At 68.2% G+C, this 18,105-nt stretch carries 16 protein-coding genes and 1 tRNA gene; 5 read left to right on the top strand and 12 right to left on the bottom strand.

Translation table 11 applies throughout. The features are described from left to right. Positions 1-3: 3 nt before the first annotated feature. A tRNA-Met gene (locus ACYQ7X_RS15915) sits at positions 4-80 on the top strand. Between the two features lie 56 nt (positions 81-136). On the opposite strand, the gene ACYQ7X_RS15910 is transcribed toward ACYQ7X_RS15915, so the two are convergent. The 4 genes from ACYQ7X_RS15910 to ACYQ7X_RS15895 form a co-directional block, all read right to left on the bottom strand. Continuing rightward, the gene (locus ACYQ7X_RS15910) at positions 137-601 is read right to left on the bottom strand and encodes a YbaK/EbsC family protein (protein WP_459698051.1); all 465 of its coding nucleotides are present in this window, start codon (positions 599-601) and stop codon (positions 137-139) included. Positions 602-767: 166 nt separating this feature from the next. Beyond that, entirely contained in the window at positions 768-1,883 is a 1,116-nt protein-coding gene (locus tag ACYQ7X_RS15905) for an NAD(P)/FAD-dependent oxidoreductase (RefSeq protein WP_459698050.1), read from the bottom strand. A gap of 38 nt (positions 1,884-1,921) precedes the next feature. Further along, positions 1,922-3,430, bottom strand: coding sequence for an amino acid ABC transporter permease/ATP-binding protein (locus ACYQ7X_RS15900; protein WP_459698049.1), 1,509 nt, complete (start codon positions 3,428-3,430; stop codon positions 1,922-1,924). 15 nt (positions 3,431-3,445) lie between these two features. Continuing rightward, entirely contained in the window at positions 3,446-4,285 is an 840-nt protein-coding gene (locus tag ACYQ7X_RS15895) for an ABC transporter substrate-binding protein (protein ID WP_459698048.1), read from the bottom strand. A gap of 138 nt (positions 4,286-4,423) precedes the next feature. On the opposite strand from ACYQ7X_RS15895, the gene ACYQ7X_RS15890 reads away from it, so the two are divergent. Both ACYQ7X_RS15890 and ACYQ7X_RS15885 read left to right on the top strand, forming a co-directional pair. Further along, entirely contained in the window at positions 4,424-5,539 is a 1,116-nt protein-coding gene (locus ACYQ7X_RS15890; protein WP_459698047.1) for a LacI family DNA-binding transcriptional regulator, read from the top strand. A gap of 4 nt (positions 5,540-5,543) precedes the next feature. After that, entirely contained in the window at positions 5,544-6,548 is a 1,005-nt protein-coding gene (locus tag ACYQ7X_RS15885; RefSeq protein ID WP_459698046.1) for an SDR family oxidoreductase, read from the top strand. Between the two features lie 19 nt (positions 6,549-6,567). Here ACYQ7X_RS15885 and ACYQ7X_RS15880 read toward each other — a convergent pair whose 3' ends face one another. The 3 genes from ACYQ7X_RS15880 to ACYQ7X_RS15870 form a co-directional block, all read right to left on the bottom strand. After that, the gene (locus ACYQ7X_RS15880; protein ID WP_459698045.1) at positions 6,568-7,392 is read right to left on the bottom strand and encodes a DNA/RNA non-specific endonuclease; all 825 of its coding nucleotides are present in this window, start codon (positions 7,390-7,392) and stop codon (positions 6,568-6,570) included. Positions 7,393-7,485: 93 nt separating this feature from the next. Then, positions 7,486-8,271, bottom strand: coding sequence for a PIG-L deacetylase family protein (locus ACYQ7X_RS15875; RefSeq protein ID WP_459698044.1), 786 nt, complete (start codon positions 8,269-8,271; stop codon positions 7,486-7,488). A 61-nt stretch (positions 8,272-8,332) separates the two neighbouring features. After that, entirely contained in the window at positions 8,333-9,157 is an 825-nt protein-coding gene (locus ACYQ7X_RS15870) for a 2OG-Fe(II) oxygenase (protein WP_459698043.1), read from the bottom strand. A gap of 312 nt (positions 9,158-9,469) precedes the next feature. Between ACYQ7X_RS15870 and ACYQ7X_RS15865 the strand changes: the two genes are divergently transcribed. After that, on the top strand, positions 9,470-11,158 hold the full coding sequence (locus tag ACYQ7X_RS15865; protein WP_459698042.1) for a mechanosensitive ion channel family protein: 1,689 nt from the start codon (positions 9,470-9,472) through the stop codon (positions 11,156-11,158). A gap of 21 nt (positions 11,159-11,179) precedes the next feature. On the opposite strand, the gene ACYQ7X_RS15860 is transcribed toward ACYQ7X_RS15865, so the two are convergent. From ACYQ7X_RS15860 to ACYQ7X_RS15845, 4 genes are all read right to left on the bottom strand, one after another. Next, positions 11,180-12,073 carry an aldo/keto reductase family oxidoreductase gene (locus tag ACYQ7X_RS15860; RefSeq protein ID WP_459698041.1) on the bottom strand — a complete coding sequence of 298 codons (894 nt, stop codon included), beginning with the start codon at positions 12,071-12,073 and terminating at the stop codon, positions 11,180-11,182. An 89-nt stretch (positions 12,074-12,162) separates the two neighbouring features. Beyond that, positions 12,163-12,543, bottom strand: a complete 381-nt coding sequence (locus ACYQ7X_RS15855) for an RT0821/Lpp0805 family surface protein (RefSeq protein ID WP_459698040.1) — start codon at positions 12,541-12,543, stop codon at positions 12,163-12,165. Between the two features lie 77 nt (positions 12,544-12,620). Continuing rightward, positions 12,621-14,051, bottom strand: coding sequence for a dipeptidase (locus ACYQ7X_RS15850; RefSeq protein ID WP_459698039.1), 1,431 nt, complete (start codon positions 14,049-14,051; stop codon positions 12,621-12,623). After that, complete coding sequence (locus ACYQ7X_RS15845) at positions 14,048-14,716, bottom strand: TetR/AcrR family transcriptional regulator (protein WP_459698038.1); 669 nt, start codon at positions 14,714-14,716, stop codon at positions 14,048-14,050. Before ACYQ7X_RS15845 ends, ACYQ7X_RS15850 begins: the two co-directional genes overlap by 4 nt. Positions 14,717-14,825: 109 nt before the next feature. On the opposite strand from ACYQ7X_RS15845, the gene ACYQ7X_RS15840 reads away from it, so the two are divergent. Next, the gene (locus ACYQ7X_RS15840; RefSeq protein ID WP_459698037.1) at positions 14,826-16,397 is read left to right on the top strand and encodes an efflux transporter outer membrane subunit; all 1,572 of its coding nucleotides are present in this window, start codon (positions 14,826-14,828) and stop codon (positions 16,395-16,397) included. Between the two features lie 85 nt (positions 16,398-16,482). Here the strand turns inward: ACYQ7X_RS15840 and ACYQ7X_RS15835 are convergent, their stop codons facing one another. Beyond that, entirely contained in the window at positions 16,483-18,081 is a 1,599-nt protein-coding gene (locus ACYQ7X_RS15835) for an ABC transporter substrate-binding protein (RefSeq protein WP_459698036.1), read from the bottom strand. Positions 18,082-18,105: the final 24 nt, after the last annotated feature.

The raw sequence follows: 18,105 nt of genomic DNA, 5'->3' as shown, positions 1-18,105 counted from the left end.
CCCCGCGGGGTGGAGCAGCCCGGTAGCTCGTCAGGCTCATAACCTGAAGGTCACAGGTTCAAATCCTGTCCCCGCAACCAAACCATTCCCCATCACATAAAACTTGACCGCTGCGAGAGGCGTGCGAGCCGACGTCTCAATCCTGATGCACCTCGGCAACTCTGCCCTTCGTGAGGCGGATCAGCTGCGCCGCCGTCGTCCGAAAAGCATGCATCGGAGATCCGGCCGCAGCCCAGAGCGGATCGAGCGGGAGAAGCGCGCTATCGATCAGCGTCGTGACCGGGCAATCATGGCCGATCGGGGCGACGCCGCCGACGGCAAATCCTGTCATGCTCTGCACCCATGCGGCGTCGGCCGTCTTGACCGGCTCGCCGAGCGCCGCAGAGACCTTGCTCCGGTCGATCCGGTGAGCGCCGGAGGCGACCACCAGGATGACGCGCCCGCCCGCGCGGAAGACGATTGACTTGGCGATCTGCGCGACGGAGCAACCAACCGCCGCCGCGGCATCGGCCGCCGTATGGGTGCCTGCCGGAAATTCGGCGATGCTGTCCTCATGTCCGGCGGCGAGCAAAGCCTGCCGCACCTTTTCAACCCTCTCCATTATGACGCCTCTCCTACCAGCAGGTGCGCGCCCTGGACCATTCGCGAAGTTCCTCAACAGAGAGAGACAGCTCCCGCGCCCCAAGCGCCGCTCACAGATCACCTGGATCGGCGAGGCGCGGCGGCAGCCGCTTCTTGCAGATACGCCTTATCCACCAGGAAAGGCGCTAAAGAAAGCGATCCGGCCGGAAGGCGGCAAGCAGCGGAAGCGCCGCACCGGTAGCGATCTCCCGCGCGATCAGCTCCCCGAGGATGAGCCCGAGCGTCGCGCCGCTATGGCTGAAGAGCACGAAGGCGCCCGGCAGGCCGGGCAGCGGCCCGGCCACCGGCTCGCCATCGCCCGGGATCGGCTTCGGCCCGGTGCCGACGCTTTCGAGCTGGAGCACGGGGGCGCCCGCCAGCACCGCCCTCGCTTCGGCCAGAAGCGCGCCGATCGTGCTTTCCGGCACCGCCCAGCTGCCATCGGCGCGGCGGATGATCGCCTCTTCCGACCACGCGCTATCCATCACCAGCGCGCCATCGGGCGTTGGCCGCAAGGCGATGCGCGGGGTGTTCAGCACTGCCCTGAGAGGCAGGGGAAGCGGGCGCGTCTTCACCAGCATGGAAATCGGCGTCGCGTCCGGCATGGCGAGCCCTAATTCCCCCAGCATCGCCGGCACGGCCGGGCCGGTTGCCAGCACCACGCCATCGGCATCGATCGTGCGGCCGGCAAGGCGGAGGCCCGCCGCTCGCCCGCCGCGGATGAGAACCTCCCCGCGCCCGGCGTCGGTGACGAGGCTGCCGCCGCGACCCGCGAATTCCGCCAGCAAGTGGTCGATGAGGGATGGCAGATCGACCCAGCCTTCGCCCGGGTTAAAGATCGCCCCCTCCGGCGGAATGGCGCCTGGGTTGACGCCGGGGACGAGCGCCGAGACCTCCGCCGCGCCGAGCCGCCGGCTATCATAGCCAAGCGCCACCTCATGGGCGTGGATCTCGGCGATCGCATTGCCTTCCCCGGCCGCGTCCCAGGTCAGCCCGCCATCGAAGCGCAGCCAAGCGGCCTGGGGCAGCTGGGCCGAGAGGGTGCGGTAGCGGTCGATCCCGACCATGCGCAGCCGGTGATAGGCCTCCGACCGGCGGCGGGCGGAGTTCAGCCAGGAGAGCGACCGGCCGGACGCGCCATCCCCCGGCTTGCCGGCGGTGACGAGCGTGACGCGCGCCCCGTGGCGGAGGAGATGCAGGGCGGCGGAGACGCCGAAGATGCCGGCGCCGAGCACGGCGATATGAAGCGGGGAAGGGGGCATGGCATTCTGCTTTCGGAAGGACGGGCGGCCGCCGGCCGCTACAGCACCTCGGAGAGGAAGCGCTGCAGGCGGGCGCTCCGCGGGCGGGTGAAAATTTCCTCAGGGGGGCCGAGTTCGACGATCCGGCCTTCATCCATGAACACCACCTGATCGGCCACACTCCGGGCGAAGTTCATCTCGTGGGTCACGACGACCATCGTCATCCCGCGGCGGCCAAGATCGCTCATGAGGTTGAGGATGCCTTTGACCAGCTCGGGATCGAGCGCGCTCGTCACCTCGTCGAAGAGCATGATCTCGGGATCGAGCGCGAGCGCGCGGGCGATCGCCACGCGCTGCTGCTGCCCGCCGGAGAGGCTTTGCGGGCGATGGTCGGCGCGGGCGGCGAGCCCCACGGTGCCGAGCTGGCGGGCGGCGATGGCGCGCGCCTCTTCCCGCGGCTTGCGCTGCACGCGGCGGAGCGCAAGCTCGACATTGCCGCGCGCGGTATGGTCGGGGAACAGGTTGAACTGCTGGAAGACCATGCCGATCCGCCGGCGCAGGCGATCGGGCTTCCAGCCGAGCACGCTTTCGCCATCGAGCAGGATATCGCCGGCCGAGGGTTCCACGAGCCGGTTGAGGCACCGCAGCAGCGTCGATTTGCCGGAGCCGGACGGCCCGATGATGCAGGTGACGGAGCCTGCCGGCACGACGAGCGACACGTCTCGCAGCACTTCGAGCGGACCGTAGGACATGCCGAGACCGCGGAGTTCCAGCCGGCCGCCGTGCAGCGCCGGAGGGGGAGCATCGGCCGAGGGCGGCAGGCTTTCCGCCGCTTCGTCGAGCCCGCTCACCACCGCCGTCGGCCGCCGGCCGCTGCGCATCCGCGCATCGATGAAGTTGACGACATGGGTGAGCGGCACGGTGATCAGCAGATAGAAGATGCCGGCGAGCAGAAGCGGGGAGAGGTTGCCGCTATCGACCGCGGCATCTTGTCCGACGCGAAAAAGCTCCCGCTCGTTCGGCAGCAGGCCCAGGAAATAGACCAGGCTCGAATCCTTGATATTGCCGATGAACTGGTTGACGAGCGCGGGAAGCACGCGGCGGATGCCTTGCGGGATCACCACCAGCCGCATGCCCATGGCATAGCTCATGCCGAGCGCGCGGCAGGCTTCCAGCTGCCCGCGTTCCACCGCCTGGATGCCGGAGCGGAAGATTTCCCCGATATAGGCCCCGGCGATGAGGCTGAGTGCCAGGATGCCGAGCGGAAAAGGCGAGGGGCCGAAGATCTCCCGCCCGATCCGCGCGAAGCCTTGCCCGATCAACAGAATGGTCACGATCGCGGGCAGGCCACGAAAGATATCCGTATAGATGCGCGCGGGCGCCTTCAGCCAGCCGATCCGCGCGATGCCGCAGACGGCGAGGACAAGGCCGATGAAGACGCCGAGGATCGTCGAGCTGACCGCGAGGATCAGCGTGTTGCGGAGGCCGACGAGCAGGAGGCTCGGCAGCACCGCCAGCATCGAAGGCCAGTCGAGGAAGGTTTCGCGCAGCGTCTCCAGCCAGCTCATGCGATCGTCTTCGCCTCAGTGATGCGGCAGGTATTGCGGGGTGAGCGGCGAGCCCGGGAACCATTTCTTGTAGAGCCGCTCCCAGGTACCGTCCTGCATGGCGGCGTGCAGCGCGGTGTTGATGCCATCGAGCAGCGCGGGGTTGCCCTTGCGGACGACGAAGCCGGCCGGCGCGTCGAAGGAGGGGATGTCGATCGCATCACGCAGGCCATGATAATGCGCGGCCTCCTGCTTCGCCTGCTCGTAATCGAGGAAGAGCCCGTCGATCGTGCCGCTGTTGAGGGCGACGAGGCCGGAATTGGTATCGGGGAATTCCACAAGGCTGGTCTTGGTGAAATGCTTCTGGGCATAGAGCGCTTCGAGCGAGCCTTGCAGGATGCCAAGCCGGGTGCCGGGCAGATCCTTCACCGAGGTGATCTTCGGATCGTTGGTCAACACTGAGAGGAAACCAACGAGATATCCGTTCGAAAACGCCACGAACTTCTTGCGCGCGGCGGTCGTGCCGATCGCCGCCGCCGCGACATCGAAGCGGCCATCGGCGACCGAGGGGATGAGCGCCGAGAAATCCTGGCCGGTGAAGGTGACGTGCTGCGAATCATAGCCCATGCGGCGCGCGATATCGCGAAACAACTCGATATCGAAACCGGTGAAATGGCCGCTGGCATCAACGAAGGCATAGGGCTTTGAATCATCGACCGTGCCGACGCTGATGGTCGCAGGGCTGATCAGATGATAGGGGTTTCCGGGTGGTGGCGCGGCTTCCGCTCCTGCGGCACCGAATGCAATCGCGATTGCGGATACGGAGAGGAGCGCGAGCACGCCCCTGCGAAAAAGCGTTTTGGGCTGTGGGCTCATCGGCGTGGCTCCATGCATGACAACAGGAAGAGGCCTCGGCACGTCTTGGCTGTCACAGTCCTGGCACAGAACTGAGACCGGTCTCAACCATTTTCTTTCATCCCTTGACGGCGACCGAGGCCGATCGTACCGCGGGGCATGGCCAGTGACAGGATCAGCAGGCGGCCGCCGACCGTCCAGGAAGTGGCGAAGGCCGCCGGCGTCTCCAAGGCAACCGCCGCCCGCGTCCTCGGCGGCTATGGCGCGGCGAGTGCCGAGGTGCGGGCGCGCGTGCAGCAGGTGGCGGAGGCTCTCGGCTACCAGCCGAACGACATCGCCCGCTCGATGAGCACCGGCCGTTCGGGCACGATCGGCGTCGTCGTCGGCGATATCCAGAACCCCTATTTCGGCCAGGCGGTTCGCGGCGTCAGCGATGCGGCGAAGGATCTCGGCCTGCAGGTCATCCTCGCCAACTCCGCCGAGGATAGCGGGGAAGAGCGCGCCGCGGTGGACGTTCTGATGCGAAAACAGATCGACGGGCTGATCGTCGCACCCGCAGCCGCCGGCGATCTCGGCCATCTGCAGGACTTTCTGCGCGCCGGGCGGCCCCTCGTTCTGATCGATCGCTCGGCCCCGGCGCTTGCCGTCGATACCGTGACGATGAACGATCATGCGGCGGCGCGGGAGGCGACGGAGCAGCTGCTCGCACTCGGCCACCGCCGGCTCGCCTATCTCACGGCGACGCGCCTGGAGGCGCCGGCCTATACCCCGGCCGTTCCGCTTGACATTTCAACTGTCACCGACCGGATCGCGGGCTTTGCCGCGGCCCTCACGGCGGCCGGCATCGGCGATCCTTACGCCGCCGTGGAGTTCGGGATCGGCGGGGCGGGGCGGGAAGCGCGGCTCCGCCGACTGCTGCGCGGGGCGCGGCGGCCGACGGCGATCCTCGCTTCCGATAGCCTCATCGCGCTCGATGTGCTGCGCGCGGCACGGCAAGCGGGCCTCGGCATTCCGGCCGATCTGTCTCTGATCACCTTCCATGATGCCGATTGGACGAGCGCGGTTTCACCGGCGATCTCGGTCATCGCGCAGCCGGCCTACGAGCTTGGCCGGGAAGCGGCGCGGCTGCTCGGGGCACGGCTCGGCGGGGAGGTCGGCGCGGCGCTGCGGACTGAGCTGCCGATGCGGCTCATCCTGCGGGACTCTGTCGCGCCACCGCCGCCTCTCGCGCGGCCGCGGCGGCGCCTGCTGGCCGAGGCGGCAGAGAAAGGATAGGGCGATGGCACGCGTTCTCGTAACCGGCGGCACCGGCTTCATCGGCCGCCAATGCCTCCTGGATCTCCGGGCGGCGGGGCATGAGGTGCGCGCGACGCTGCGCGACCCCTCGCGCGCTGCCGCCTTGCGCGGCACGCTCGGCGAGCCGGAACTGCAACTGGTCCAGGCCGATCTCATGGCCGATGCCGGCTGGGCGGAGGCGGCGCGCGGCTGCGATTATGTACTCCACCTCGCCTCGCCCTTCCCGAGCAGCCTGCCGCGGGATGCGCAGACGCTCATCGCCCCGGCGCGGGAGGGCAGCCTGCGGGTGCTGAAGGCGGCGCGCGATGCCGGGGTGCGGCGGGTGGTTCTCACCTCCTCCTTCGCCGCCATCGGCTATGGCCATCGCCCGCGCGAGGCGCCCTTCACCGAGGCGGATTGGACGGACACCACCGCCCGCGGCGTCGCGGCCTATCCGACATCGAAAACCCTGGCCGAGCGCGCGGCGTGGGAGTTCATCGCCCGCGAGGGCGGCGGCATGGAACTCGTCGCCATCAATCCGGTCGCGGTCTTCGGGCCGGTGCTCGGCCCGGATATCGCCTCCTCCATCCTCATCGTCAAACGCCTGATGGAGGGCTCGATCCCCGGCTGCCCGGATCTCTCGCTCGGCGTCGTCGATGTCCGCGACGTGGCGGATTTGCATCTCCGCGCGATGCTGAGCCCGGCAGCGGCGGGGGAGCGTTTCCTGGCAACCGCGGGCGATTTCGTGACCCTGTGGGAGATCGCGGAGATGCTGCGCCGCCATCTCGGCCCGGCTGGCAGCAAGGTGCCGCGCCGCCGGGTGCCGACCTGGCTGATGCGCCTCGTTGGCCTGTTCGACCGTCAGGTCGCCTCTGTCGTGCCGGAACTCGGCAAGCCGAAGAACGCCTCCAGCGCCAAGGCGCGGGCGGTGCTCGGCTGGCAGCCGCGAAGCGCCGAGGCCGCGATCCTGGCGACCGCCGATAGCCTGAGGCAGATCGGCCTCGTCTGAGCGGTGGTGGCTTCGGTCTTCAGCCGCTCCAGTGGGTGGGGTGGTGATAGGGATGGCCGCCGTGCCGCGCCGTGCTGTGCCAGGGCTCGGGCTTTGGCAAAAGCGGCGGCAGGCTCGTCTCCGCCGGCGAGAGGGCCGGGAAGGGCGCGACGCCGACGGCCTGATCGAGTGCCGCGAGCGAGACCGTGCGGCAGCGTGGCCGGTTGCTATTGGTGCAGATCCAGGCGCCGCCCCGCCGCTCCGCCGGATCCCAGATCGCTTTCCAGGTGGCACTCGGGATCTGCACCCGCCCGTTCGGCGTGCGCGCATCGCCCGGCTGCAGCACCGGGCCTGTCACGATGAAGACGCCGCCGGTCCGCTCCGCCAGATGCCGTACGGCAATCTCGATCTCCGCCCAGATGCCGCGATTGAGGCGGGGCCGCTGGGGCACGATATTGGCCATGGAGAAGGTTTCGTCCTTGGCGCGCCGGCTCGCGATATCGCCTGCGGGTGTCATGTGCCCGCGATCCCAGCCGCGCCCGTAATCGCGCGGATAGGCGCGGTCGGCCGGCGGCAGGCGCTGCTCGGGATGGAAGGAGCCGGCGCGGCGGCGGAAGGGGGCGATGCGGGCGTAATGGGCGCTAAGATATTCGGCTGACCAGAGCGGATCGCGCGCCGCGGAGGAGACGCGCACGGCGAAAGCGATGAAGCAGAGGCTCGGCCCCAGCCCGGCCTGCCCGCCGGTGATGGCGGGTGGCCTGCCACCCAGGAACAGGTGGCTGCAATCCCGCGCCTGGGCGAGGGGCGCCTGGCCGAGGAGGAGGCAGAGAGCGAGGAGAAGGCGGCGCATGCCGCCCTTGTGCATGGCGGCATCCGCCTGTCCAGCCCCTGCGCGGCCCAAGGCCTCTCTTCGGCTCGCACCCTCTCCCGCCGCGGCGCGGCGGCCGGCGCCTGGGTGCTATTTCTCCCAGCCCTGGCAGCGGCTGGCGAGGAAGAGAAGCCGCGCGGCGCCGAGATGGGGCACGCCCTGCCCCAGGCGACATGTGGCGCGGCGGAGGCCGTGGCGCAGGCTGATCCAGCGGCGCGCGGCGCGATAGGCGAGAACGGCCGGCAGCAGATGGCGCTGGGCCGGCCCCGCGCCGCGCGGCATCGCCAGTTCCTGCAGCGCCGCGCCGGCCAGCCGGCTCCAGGCCTCGGCCAGTTCGCGCCGGCCATCATGCCGCGGCAGCATGCGCAACGGCTGCGGGATCGCGCTGAAGATCGGTGGCGCGGCAAGGGGCGCCGGCGGCCGGCCCCGATCGGCCGCGGCGGCCCAGAGGGCGGGCTTCCTGCCGCCTCTCCCACCTGAAGCGAGGCGCGCGGCCGCGGCGTGGACAATCAGCGCCGTCGCGTCCCGATCCGCATCGCAGCCTTCATAGGCATGGGTCAGCACGATATCGGGCGCGATCTGGCGGAGCGCCTCGGCCAGCCGGGCGGTGGCGGCGGGGATGGCGAAGCTCAATCTTCCGGCGGGGAAGCCGAGGCTTGCCCCCTCGGCCGGCAACCCTGCCTGCGGGCTTGCCCGCCGCTCCGGCTCATCGCCCGAGAGAGGCAGCAGAGTGATCCGCCCAGAGGCGAGGAGCGGGTGGCGGGCCGGCAGCATCTCGGCATCGGGCCGGGCGGTGACGACGAGCAGATGCTTCCCCCGGAATGCCTCTTCGGCGGTGACGGGCCGGCTGATCGTACGGCATTCGGTCTGCATCATTGTGGCGAGTCCGCCCTGGGAAGAACCGCCGAATCGTTACCGGCCCGGACTTACCCTGCCCTTACAGCCGCGGCCCGCCTCCGCCGGCACGCCCGACCGGCTGATCGGGCTGGGCGAGTTCATGCCTTGCCCGCCAAGCGGAGGAGACGTAGTTCACGATCAGCGAGCGTCGCACGCCGGTGATGCGCCTGGGTATGAAGCCGTGCCAGGTATCGGCCGCCGGCACGAAGAGGAGCCCGGCATTGCGCCGCGCCGGGGCGGTGCCGACATGCCGGCCCGGCCCCTCGTAGAGGTCAGTTCCCCAATCCTCGCCCGGCGGCGGGTCTGCGAGATAGATCAAGAGGGTGAGGTGCTTGGCGCCGATATCGGTATGCGGTTCGAGCCAGAAGCCGTCCCGGTCCAGGCAGTATTCGATGCGCAGCGAGGTGCCGGAAAGCACTGCCCCGGTATGGTCCGCCAAGCCCTGCACGAAGGCCTCCGTCGCCAGGGCATCGGCCAGTAGTTGGCAGACGGGGAAGGCCCCCTGCTGCGCGGTGCCGAAGAAGAGCCGGGCGGCATTATGCGTCTCACGGCGGCCGAAGCCTTCGCCGATGCGCGGCGGCGCGAGCGGCAGGGCGAGAAGCGCGTCCACCAGCGCCTCGGGCAGCAGGCCGTGCGGTAGCCAATGGCGATAGGGATGGGCCTGCGGCGCGGCACGGCGGATCGCCTCCAGAACATGGGTGGCGGTTGCCGCCGCATCGGGCAGGGCGGCGCCTTGCTGCGCGATGCCCGAAGCGCTCGCTCGCTGCCGGCGCGGGGACTCGGTGCCGAGAAGATCGCGTGCGGTCGCAGTGCAGAAGGCCTCGGTCGGTGCGGTGTCGCAGGCAGGCAGGTCGGGGCGGGTCATCGCGATGGCTCCGGCAAAAGATCGGCCGCCACAAGCGCGTCTCTCTCGGGGGGATTCATTGACCTCGATCAAAGATCGCGGCCGGCTCGTTCAATCCGGCTTAACCCGGAGGCGGCAGAAGGGAGCGTGGCGACCGGAAACGACGCCTGATAGAAACGACCCTCTGCCCAGGCTGGCCGGCGCTGCCGCCGGGAAGATGCCGGGGCGAGGATATTATGGCTAAGGGAGCGCGCTTTGGTCGAGCCTGAGAATGCCCCGGGGAGCAGGCAAGCGCGGCAGGGGAGGCCTCGCTCCGGATCAGCGGTGCTGCCGATGATGGTCCTGCTTCTGGGCCTGATGCTGGGGCTTGCCGGCCATCTGGCCCCGGCGGGCGCGGCGAGCATGCCAGGCGACGCGCCCGCCGCCGCCTTGCCGGACGGTGTGGCACCGCCGGGCATGGTCGCCGATCCTCTCCAGCCGCTCGACACATCGAGCCCGAGCGCCACCTACCAATCCTTTCTCATCGAGATGCGGCGGGTGGAGGTGCAATTCCTCGCCTATTCCCGGCACAAGACGCTCGCCGGCGAGGAGGCGCTGATCGGCACGGTGGCGGATGCGCGGAGCCTGTTCGATCTCGCGCCCCTGGCGCCCGCCCTGCGCGACAAGATGGGGGGAGCGGCGATCATGTATCTCGCCGATATCCTCAACCGCCTGCCCCCCATTTCCGCCTCGGCCATTCCGGGCGGCGCCGGAGAAGCTGCGGCCAAGCTGCCGGCGCAATGGCGCCTGCCGGGCACCAGCATCACGATCGCCCGGATCGACAAGGGGCCAGAGGCCGGGAAATATCTCTTTACCGCCGATACGGTGCTCGCCCTCCCGCGCGATCACGCGCTCATTATCCATAACCCGCCGCTGCGTGCGGTCCGGGTGGCCAATTGGCGGCGGGCCCAGGTCAATCTCACCGGCCCGCTGATGCCTGATCGCCTGGTGCGAAGCCTGCCCGATTGGGCGCTCCGCACCGTGCTCGGCACGCCGGCCTGGAAGGTTATCGCGAGCGTCCTCTTCATCCTTCTGGTCTTCGCCCTCGGCATCTCCTGGGGCGGTGTTGCGGAGCGGCGGCGGCAGCGGGATACGGCTGCCCATCTCGGCCGTGCCGCCTGGGCGCTGAGCCGGCCGGTGGTGTTCTTCCTGCTCTATGTGGTGATGCTGGTCTTCATCCGCTCCCAGCTCAACCTTTCCGGCGCTTTCGCCGCGGTCGAGGCTTTCTTCTCCACCGTCATCCTCTACCTCACCCTCGCCTGGATGGCCTGGACCGGGTGCTTCTTCCTCGCCGAAACCATCATCGCCTCGCCCCGCTTTCCGGATGACAGTTTCGACTCGCATCTGCTGCGGCTGACGGCGCGGCTGCTTGGCTTCGCCGGCGCCGTCACGCTTCTTCTCTATGGGGCGAACGCCCTCGGCATTCCGGCGCTCGGCCTGGTCGCGGGGCTTGGCGTCGGTGGCATCGCGGTGGCGCTCGCCTCGCAATCAACGGTCGAGAACCTCATAGGAGGGTTCTCGATCTTCGCCGATCGGCCGTTTCGCGTCGGCGATAGCATCCTCGTCGGCACCGCGGTCTGTCAGGTGGAATCGATCGGCCCGCGCTCCAGCCGTCTGCGCGCCCAGGACGGCACGCTGACGACGGTGCCGAACAGCGACCTCTCGAAGATGCACGTCACGAATTACTCGATGCGCAATCGCTGCCTGTTTCGCCACCAGATCAACCTGCCGCGGGATACGACGCCCGAGCGTTGCGCCGAGCTGATCGAGCAGATCCGCGGCATGTTGCGCGCGCATCCGCTGATCGAGAGCGGCAGTGGCAAGCCCCGCGTCGTGCTGTCCGGGCTGAGCGATTCCGCGCTGACGATCGAGATCGAGGCCGCCTTCCTGATGACGGACTGGGCGGCCTTCCTTGAAGTGCAGCAGGATCTCCTGCTCGGCATCCTCCGGCTGACGACGCCCGATCCGGCTGCGCTTGAGTAAGAGGTGCGGCCGGGCGCGCGCTCAGTGCGCAGCAGGCGCTGCCCCCTCGCTCTTGCGGGCCAGCAGATCGAGCTTGGCATGTGCCGCGTCCGACAACACCACATCGGCCGCGAAGAGATTCTCCTGAACATGGGCAATGCTCTTGGTGCCGGGGATGAGTAGGATATTAGGGGAGCGCGCGAGCAGCCAGGCGAGGGCGACGGCCATGGGCCCGACCGCGGCATGCTCCGCCACCTCGGTCAGAATGGTCGATTGCAGCGGGGTGAAGCCGCCGAGCGGGAAATAGGGGACATAGGCGATGCCCTCTGCCGCCAACTGGTCGATCAGCGCATCATCATCGCGATGGGCGAGGTTGTAGAGGTTCTGCACGCAGACGATGGGCGCGATGCGCCGCGCCTCGGCAATCTGCGTCGGCGTCACCTGGCTCACGCCGATATGGCGGATCAGCCCCTGGCTCTGGAGTTCGGCCAGCACCTCGATCTCGGCCGCGATCGATCCCTCCGCCGGGGCTTGATGCCCGTGCATGCTGCGGAAATTGACGACATCGAGGCGGTCGAGCCCGAGGTTGCGCAGATTGTCATGCACCGCGCTGATCAACTCATCGCGCGAGAAGGCGGGGAGCCAGTTGCCCTTGTCGTCGCGCCGCGCGCCGACCTTGGTGACGATGACGAGATCCTTCGGATAGGGCGAAAGCGCCTCGCGGATGATCTGGTTGGTGACATGGGGGCCGTAGAAATCCGAAGTGTCGATATGATCGACGCCGGCTTCCACCGCGGCGCGCAGAACGGCAATCGCACCCGCCCGATCGGGCGGCGGCCCGAAGACGCCAGGCCCCGCCAGCTGCATGGCGCCATAGCCGAGGCGCCGGACCGTGAGATCGCCGAGGTGGTAGGTGCCGGCCTTCTTGATCGACATGGCGAGGATGCTCCCTGTTGACTGTGGCAGATATAGGAAGCCCGGCGGCGGGGGAAGCGCCCGCATCCTCTGCCCGGCAGGCGCAGGGCTCAGCCTTTCGGCGGCAGCATTACCCAGTCGCCATTCGGCTTCTTGCACCAGTTGAGCTGATAGGGCAGGCCGTCGGTCGGTGTGCCGGTGTGGAAGATGTATTTGAAGCCGCGGCACGTCATGCCGGCATGCTCGAAGGCCTTGACGAAGGTGACAACGCCGGAATGGCCCGTCTTCGGATTGGTCCAGCCTTCCTCGGCCGGGCCGTTGGGGCCGAGCTTGGCGGCTTCGGCCCGCAGAATGTCGAGATCGCTGCCGGTCAGCCGGCGCGGCAGATAGCTCTGCATCGCCTGGGCCTCAGCGCCGCCCGGCGCCAGGCCGAGCGCAAGCAGGGCCGCGAGGCCGAGAGCCGGCGGAAGGAAGCGGGGCAAACGGGGCATGGCGGCGGGCTCCAGGATGGAAGGGGCAGGGTGGCCTGCCTCCTCGCTTATCCCGCGGCGCCGCGCGCCGCAACCGCTCAAGCCCCACTCGCCCCCCGGCGGGCGGCGAGTTCGCCGAGCAGGCGGGCATGGCTGCGCGCGCCGCCGGTGAAGCAGGCCCAGTCGAACTTTTCATTCGGGCTATGCACCTGGTCATCGTCGAGGCCGAAGCCCATGAGGATGGTATCAAGGCCGAGAATCTCGCGGAAGGAGCCGACGACGGGGATGGACCCGCCGCACCCCATCATCACCGGCGGCTTGCCGTATTCCGCCGCCAGCGCGGCGGCGGCGGCCGCGATATAGGGGCCGTCGGCCGGCACCTCCACGCCTGGGCTGCCGTTCAGATCGTCGATCGTGACGCGCGCACCCGGCGGGGTATGTGCCTGAACGAAGGCGCGCAGCCCGGCCATGATCTTGGCGGGGTCCTGGCCCGGCACCAGCCGGCAGGAAAGCTTGGCATGCGCTTCCGCCGCAATCACCGTCTTGGCACCCGCCCCGGTATAGCCGCCCCAGATGCCGTTGAGATCGGCGGTCGGCCGCGCCCAGAGCCGCTCGAGCGCGCTGAAGCCCCGCTCGCCCGCGCCGTGGCTGAGGCCGATCGCGGCCAGGGCCGCCGGCTCGTCGAAGCCGAGCTTCGCCCATTGCGCGGCGATCGCCGCCGGCAGCGGCGCCACATCGTCGTAAAACCCGGGGATCGTCACGCGGCCCTCGGCATCGTGCAGCGCCCCCAGCATGCGGGTCAAGGCGTTGATCGGGTTCAGCGCCATGCCGCCGAACATGCCGGAATGGAGGTCCTTGTCCGGCCCGAAGAGGTTGATCTGCACATAGATGAGGCCGCGCAGGCGGGTGGTCAGCGCCGGGGTGGTACGGTCCCACATGCCGGTATCGCTGACGAGGGCGACATCGGCGGCAAGCTCCGCCTTGTGGCGCGCGAGGAAGGGATCGAGATTGGGCGAGCCGACTTCCTCCTCGCCCTCCAGCAGCAGCGTCACCGCGACCGGCAGGCTCCCCGTCGCCGCATACCAGGCCCGGCAGGCCCAGAGGAACATCATCACCTGGCCCTTATCGTCCACCGCGCCGCGCGCGACCACGCGCCGGCCCTCCGGCGCCTCCACCATGGTCGGCTGGAAGGGCGGGCTGGTCCAAAGCTCCAGAGGGTCGGGCGGCTGCACGTCGTAATGGCCGTAGAAGAGGATATGCGGCACGCTGCCGGGCGCCGCGCCGGCCGGACCCGGGTGGTGGCCGATGACGATCGGGTGCCCGGGCGTCTGCTCGATCCTGGTCTCAAAGCCGATGGCAGCGAATTCCCGGGCGAGCCAGGCGGCCGCCTGGCGGCAGTCCTCGGCATGCGGCGGCTGGGCGCTGACGCTCGGGATCGACAGGAAGGCGAAGAGCCGGGCCTCGGCATCGGCTTCACTGGCGGCGAGGGCCGCGAGCGCGGCTTCCACCGCGGGCAGGGGGGTCGTCATGAACGCGCGTCTCCGTGCTGCTTGGGGGCGGCATAGGCCTTGAGGAAAACCCAGATCGCGCCCTCCACGGCGCGGCTGATATCGGCAGGCGTCGCATCCATCAGCTTGAGGCGAGCACGCATGACCACCTTGGTCTGGCAGAGGGCGAAGAACTGCTCGGCTGCGAATTCCGGATCGGGGATGGAGAGGCGCCCGGCCTCGCTCTCCTGGCGCAGCCAGGTCGCGAGGTAGCGCAGGCCACGCTTGGGGCCGGCGTCGAAAAACGCCTGCGCGAGTTCGGGGAACTGCCCCGCCTCGGCCATCACCATGGTGTGAATGGCTTGCCGGAAAGGCGAGAGCAGCAGTTCCATCACCGCATAGGCGACGCGGCGGAGCGTCTCCTCCGGCTCGTTTTCCGCCGGCACGATATCGAAGATGTGTTTGAAGACGTGGTCGCAGCTGGTTGACACGAAGCCGTGAAACAAGGCCGCCTTGCTCGGGAAGTAGTTATAGAGGGTGCCTTTTGAGACACCAACTTCACGCGCGATCTGCGCCATGCTGGCGCCTTCGTAACCATCCCGCGCGAAGACGCGCCCCGCGCCATCGAGGATGGCACTGCGCCGCTCGGGCGAGAGCGGGTCACCGATCCCCTCGCCAGGCGCATCATTGTTATCGTTCCGCACCACGCCTGCAAATCCCCATCGCGGTTTGACAATGGCGCTTTCGCACCTATCATACAAGACGCTAACCGAACCGTTCGGTCATAGCATGTTTGAGCGGGGAGTTGGCGAAGGGATGAGTAAGGCGCTTCGCAAGGATCGGGCAGCGCGCCGGCATCCTTTGACCGCGGCCGTGCTGATGACGAGCGCCGCGGCGCTCCTCGCCGGCTGCACGCTCGGCCCCAATTTCAAGCCGCCGAAGCCGCCCTACGATCCGGCCTCCTTCCTCGCCGGCCGCGGCGCGGGGCGGGGCGGCAGCCAGCCGGTCGTCGCCCCCGTCAATGTCGAATGGTGGCAGAGCTTCAACGATCCCGAACTCAACTCGCTCGAGCAGCGGGCGGCGGCGCAGAACCTCGATGTCGAAACCGCGACCATCCGTATCGCCGAGGCGCGGGCCAATGCCGGCGTCGCGGCGAGCGGGCTTTTCCCGACCCTTTCCGGCAATGTCACTGCGGCTGAGATCAAGCCGAGCGACAAGGGGTTGAGCTTCGGCTCCTCCAGTAGCGGCTCGGGTTCGGGCGATATCAGCCCCTTCAGCTTCTACCAATATGGCTTCGATGCGCGCTGGGCGCTCGACATCTGGGGCAAGACACGTCGCCAGGTCGAGGAAGCCAATGCCAATCTTGAAGCTTATGAGATCGACCGGCGGGCCGTGCTCATCCAGATGCTGGCCGAAGTCGCGCGGGACTATCTGCAGCTGCGCAACGCCCAGATGCAGCTCAAGATCGCCGAGGATAACGTCAATACCGCGCGCAAGCTGCTCACCCTCACCCAGCAGCGCGCCGCCGCGGGCCTGACCGACCAGCTGGACGTGGCCCAGGAACAGGCGCAGCTCACCACGATCCAGGCGACGGTGCCAAGCTTCCGCGCCGATGTCGCCCGCTACATCAATGCCCTGAGCATGCTGCTCGCCGAGCCGCCGCGCGCCCTCTCCGATGAGCTGGATACCGCCGAGCCGGTGCCGCCGACCCCGGCTGTGGTGCCGATCGGCCTACCCTCCGAACTGCTGCGCCGCCGCCCCGACATCATGGAGGCTGAAGCGAAGCTGCATGCGGCGACCGCCAATATCGGCGTCTCCATCGCCGACTTCTTCCCGAGCTTCAATCTGCTCGCCTTCTTCGGCATCCAGTCGGACAATACCGCCAATCTCTTCACCACCGCGGCCCGCACCTATACGCTGGGCGGCGCTATCTCGGTGCCGATCTTCCAGGGCGGCAAGCTGGTGGCGCAGCTCAACCTGAGCAAGGCGCAGCAGCGGGAGGCGATGGTGGCCTACGATAAGACGGTGCTACAGGCTTTCTCGGATGTCGATACGGCGCTCACCGCCTATGATCAGGAACAGCAGCGGCGGGCGCTGCTCGCCCGTGCCGTGCAGGCGGACGAGCAGGCGTTCAGCCTGGCGCAGGATCGCTACCGCCAGGGGATCGCGACCTATCTCGACGTGTTGAACGCGCAGGAAAACGTGCTCTCCGGCCAGCGGCAGTATCAGGATAGCACCGCCGCGGTTTCGACCGATCTGGTCTCGCTCTACCTCGCCTTGGGTGGCGGCTGGGAAGATGCCTTCCCGACCCCCGCGGGCGAGCGGCCGCCCAATGCTTCGATCGGCCAGACGATCAAGACCGCGATTACCGGCGGCAGGGCAAGCTGAGCGCCGCCAGGCTTCGTATCGCGTCTCTCCGCCCCAGGCTCATGCGCAGCAGGTTAAGCCCGCGCATGAGCCGCGCGGCCGGATCTCAGCTCATCCAGGCATCGGCGAAGCCGAAATTGCCGAGCGCATAGCCGGTATTGCTCGGCAGGAACCCGTTCACCGCCGCCGTCATCAGATCGACGTTCTTGTTGAAGCAGGGGATGATGAGCGCCCCTTCGTCATAGTCGATCTTCTGCATCTCGTGGATGATGTCGCAACGCTTGCCGTGGTCGAGCGTCGCCTGCGCGGAATTGTAGAGCTTGAGGTAGCGATCGTAGGACGGGTATTTCGCCCAATGCGTCTCGTTGAAGGGTGAGGTGGAGAGCATCTCCATCGAAACCTGGGCGAGATAGGGCTTGTAGTTCCACCAATCCTGCGAGAAGGGCCAGTTGAGATATTGCGGCCCGTAGATCACATCCGTCGTCACCTTGCGCAGCTTGATGGTAACGCCCGCATCCTGCGCCTGCTGGGTGAGGACTTCCGCCATGCGGACAGCGGAGCTGGCGATATCCGAGGTTACGAGTTCCACCGTCAGCTTATCATGCCCCGCCTGCTTGAGCAGGGATTTTGCCTTGTCCACGTCCCGGCTGCGCTTCCAGGCGGAGGCATCGAAGCAGCTATCCCAGGGTGAAAACACATCGTCGCCGATGGCGCCATAGCCGCCGAGCGCCACGTCGATCATCTGCTGCCGGTCCACCAGCAGGCGCATTGCCTGGCGCACCCGAACGTCGCTGAAAGGTGCGCTATCAACCCGCATGGTGAAGGGGATCCACTGCCCGGGCTCGGACACCAGGGCCTTGATCGGGCCGCCCGCCGCCACCTGGCTCATCAGGGAGACCGGCGCCATCGAAAAGACATCGATGACACCGCCTTGCAGGGCGGCGAAGGCGGCATCATCGGTCGGGAAGTCGATGATCGTCAGCGTGTCGAGATAGGGCAGGCCGGGCCGCCAGTAATTCTCGTTCCGGGTATAGACGCTCTGCTGCCCGGGGGTGAAGCTCTTGTATTTGAAAGGCCCGGTGCCAACGGGGTTCTTCACGTCATAGCCGACGGGCACGATGCTGAAATATTCGGGCGCCGAGATGCCGCCGGTGAAATCCGCATAAGGCGTCTTCATCGGCAGCCGCAGTGTGAGCGGGTCGAGCACCTTGGCGTTTGCTAAGTCAACAGGCGCGAGGGGCGTCGCACCCGGCAGCGGCGACTTCGGATCGACGATGCGGCGGAGCGAGAAGAGCACATCCTCCGCCGTGACCGGCTTGCCGTTGTGGAAGGTGAGGCCCTTCTTGAGGCGGATATCCCATTGCATCGCGGTCTTGTTCGGCTCGCAGCTATCGGCCAGCACGTTGCTGACGACGCCATGCCGGTTGACCGAGACGAGCGGCTCGAAAAGCGCGAGGACGCGCGGATTGTCGAGCTCCGTCACCGTGTTGCTCGCCGCGATCGTGTCTGAACTGCTGCCGCCCGTCATGCCGAGGCGGAGGTTCCCGCCACGCTTCGGCGTCGCTGTCTGGGCGAAGGCCGGGCCGCTCTGGCCGAGCAGCGGCAGACCGACGCCGACCGCGCCCGCGCCTCGTATGAAGGCGCGGCGTCCGAGATCGAGCGCTGGCGGCGCTTGCTTCTGGCTCTGGCTGCCCCGGTCATTCATGGCGGCGATCCTCCTGATGAAATT

This window comes from Acidisoma sp. C75 (genome assembly GCF_054665095.1).
The sequence above is the reverse complement of the archived record's forward strand: the minus strand, read 5'-3'. Positions and strand labels throughout refer to the sequence as shown.

Excerpts from the sequence above, each read along its gene's own strand:
- ACYQ7X_RS15910 (WP_459698051.1), bottom strand. The coding sequence starts at position 601 with ATGGAGAGGGTTGAAAAGGTGCGGCAGGCTTTGCTCGCCGCCGGACAT.
- ACYQ7X_RS15905 (WP_459698050.1), bottom strand. The coding sequence starts at position 1,883 with ATGCCCCCTTCCCCGCTTCATATCGCCGTGCTCGGCGCCGGCATCTTC.
- ACYQ7X_RS15900 (WP_459698049.1), bottom strand. The coding sequence starts at position 3,430 with ATGAGCTGGCTGGAGACGCTGCGCGAAACCTTCCTCGACTGGCCTTCG.
- ACYQ7X_RS15895 (WP_459698048.1), bottom strand. The coding sequence starts at position 4,285 with ATGAGCCCACAGCCCAAAACGCTTTTTCGCAGGGGCGTGCTCGCGCTC.
- ACYQ7X_RS15890 (WP_459698047.1), top strand. The coding sequence starts at position 4,424 with ATGGCCAGTGACAGGATCAGCAGGCGGCCGCCGACCGTCCAGGAAGTG.
- ACYQ7X_RS15885 (WP_459698046.1), top strand. The coding sequence starts at position 5,544 with ATGGCACGCGTTCTCGTAACCGGCGGCACCGGCTTCATCGGCCGCCAA.
- ACYQ7X_RS15880 (WP_459698045.1), bottom strand. The coding sequence starts at position 7,392 with ATGCACAAGGGCGGCATGCGCCGCCTTCTCCTCGCTCTCTGCCTCCTC.
- ACYQ7X_RS15875 (WP_459698044.1), bottom strand. The coding sequence starts at position 8,271 with ATGATGCAGACCGAATGCCGTACGATCAGCCGGCCCGTCACCGCCGAA.
- ACYQ7X_RS15870 (WP_459698043.1), bottom strand. The coding sequence starts at position 9,157 with ATGACCCGCCCCGACCTGCCTGCCTGCGACACCGCACCGACCGAGGCC.
- ACYQ7X_RS15865 (WP_459698042.1), top strand. The coding sequence starts at position 9,470 with ATGATGGTCCTGCTTCTGGGCCTGATGCTGGGGCTTGCCGGCCATCTG.
- ACYQ7X_RS15860 (WP_459698041.1), bottom strand. The coding sequence starts at position 12,073 with ATGTCGATCAAGAAGGCCGGCACCTACCACCTCGGCGATCTCACGGTC.
- ACYQ7X_RS15855 (WP_459698040.1), bottom strand. The coding sequence starts at position 12,543 with ATGCCCCGTTTGCCCCGCTTCCTTCCGCCGGCTCTCGGCCTCGCGGCC.
- ACYQ7X_RS15850 (WP_459698039.1), bottom strand. The coding sequence starts at position 14,051 with ATGACGACCCCCCTGCCCGCGGTGGAAGCCGCGCTCGCGGCCCTCGCC.
- ACYQ7X_RS15840 (WP_459698037.1), top strand. The coding sequence starts at position 14,826 with ATGAGTAAGGCGCTTCGCAAGGATCGGGCAGCGCGCCGGCATCCTTTG.
- ACYQ7X_RS15835 (WP_459698036.1), bottom strand. The coding sequence starts at position 18,081 with ATGAATGACCGGGGCAGCCAGAGCCAGAAGCAAGCGCCGCCAGCGCTC.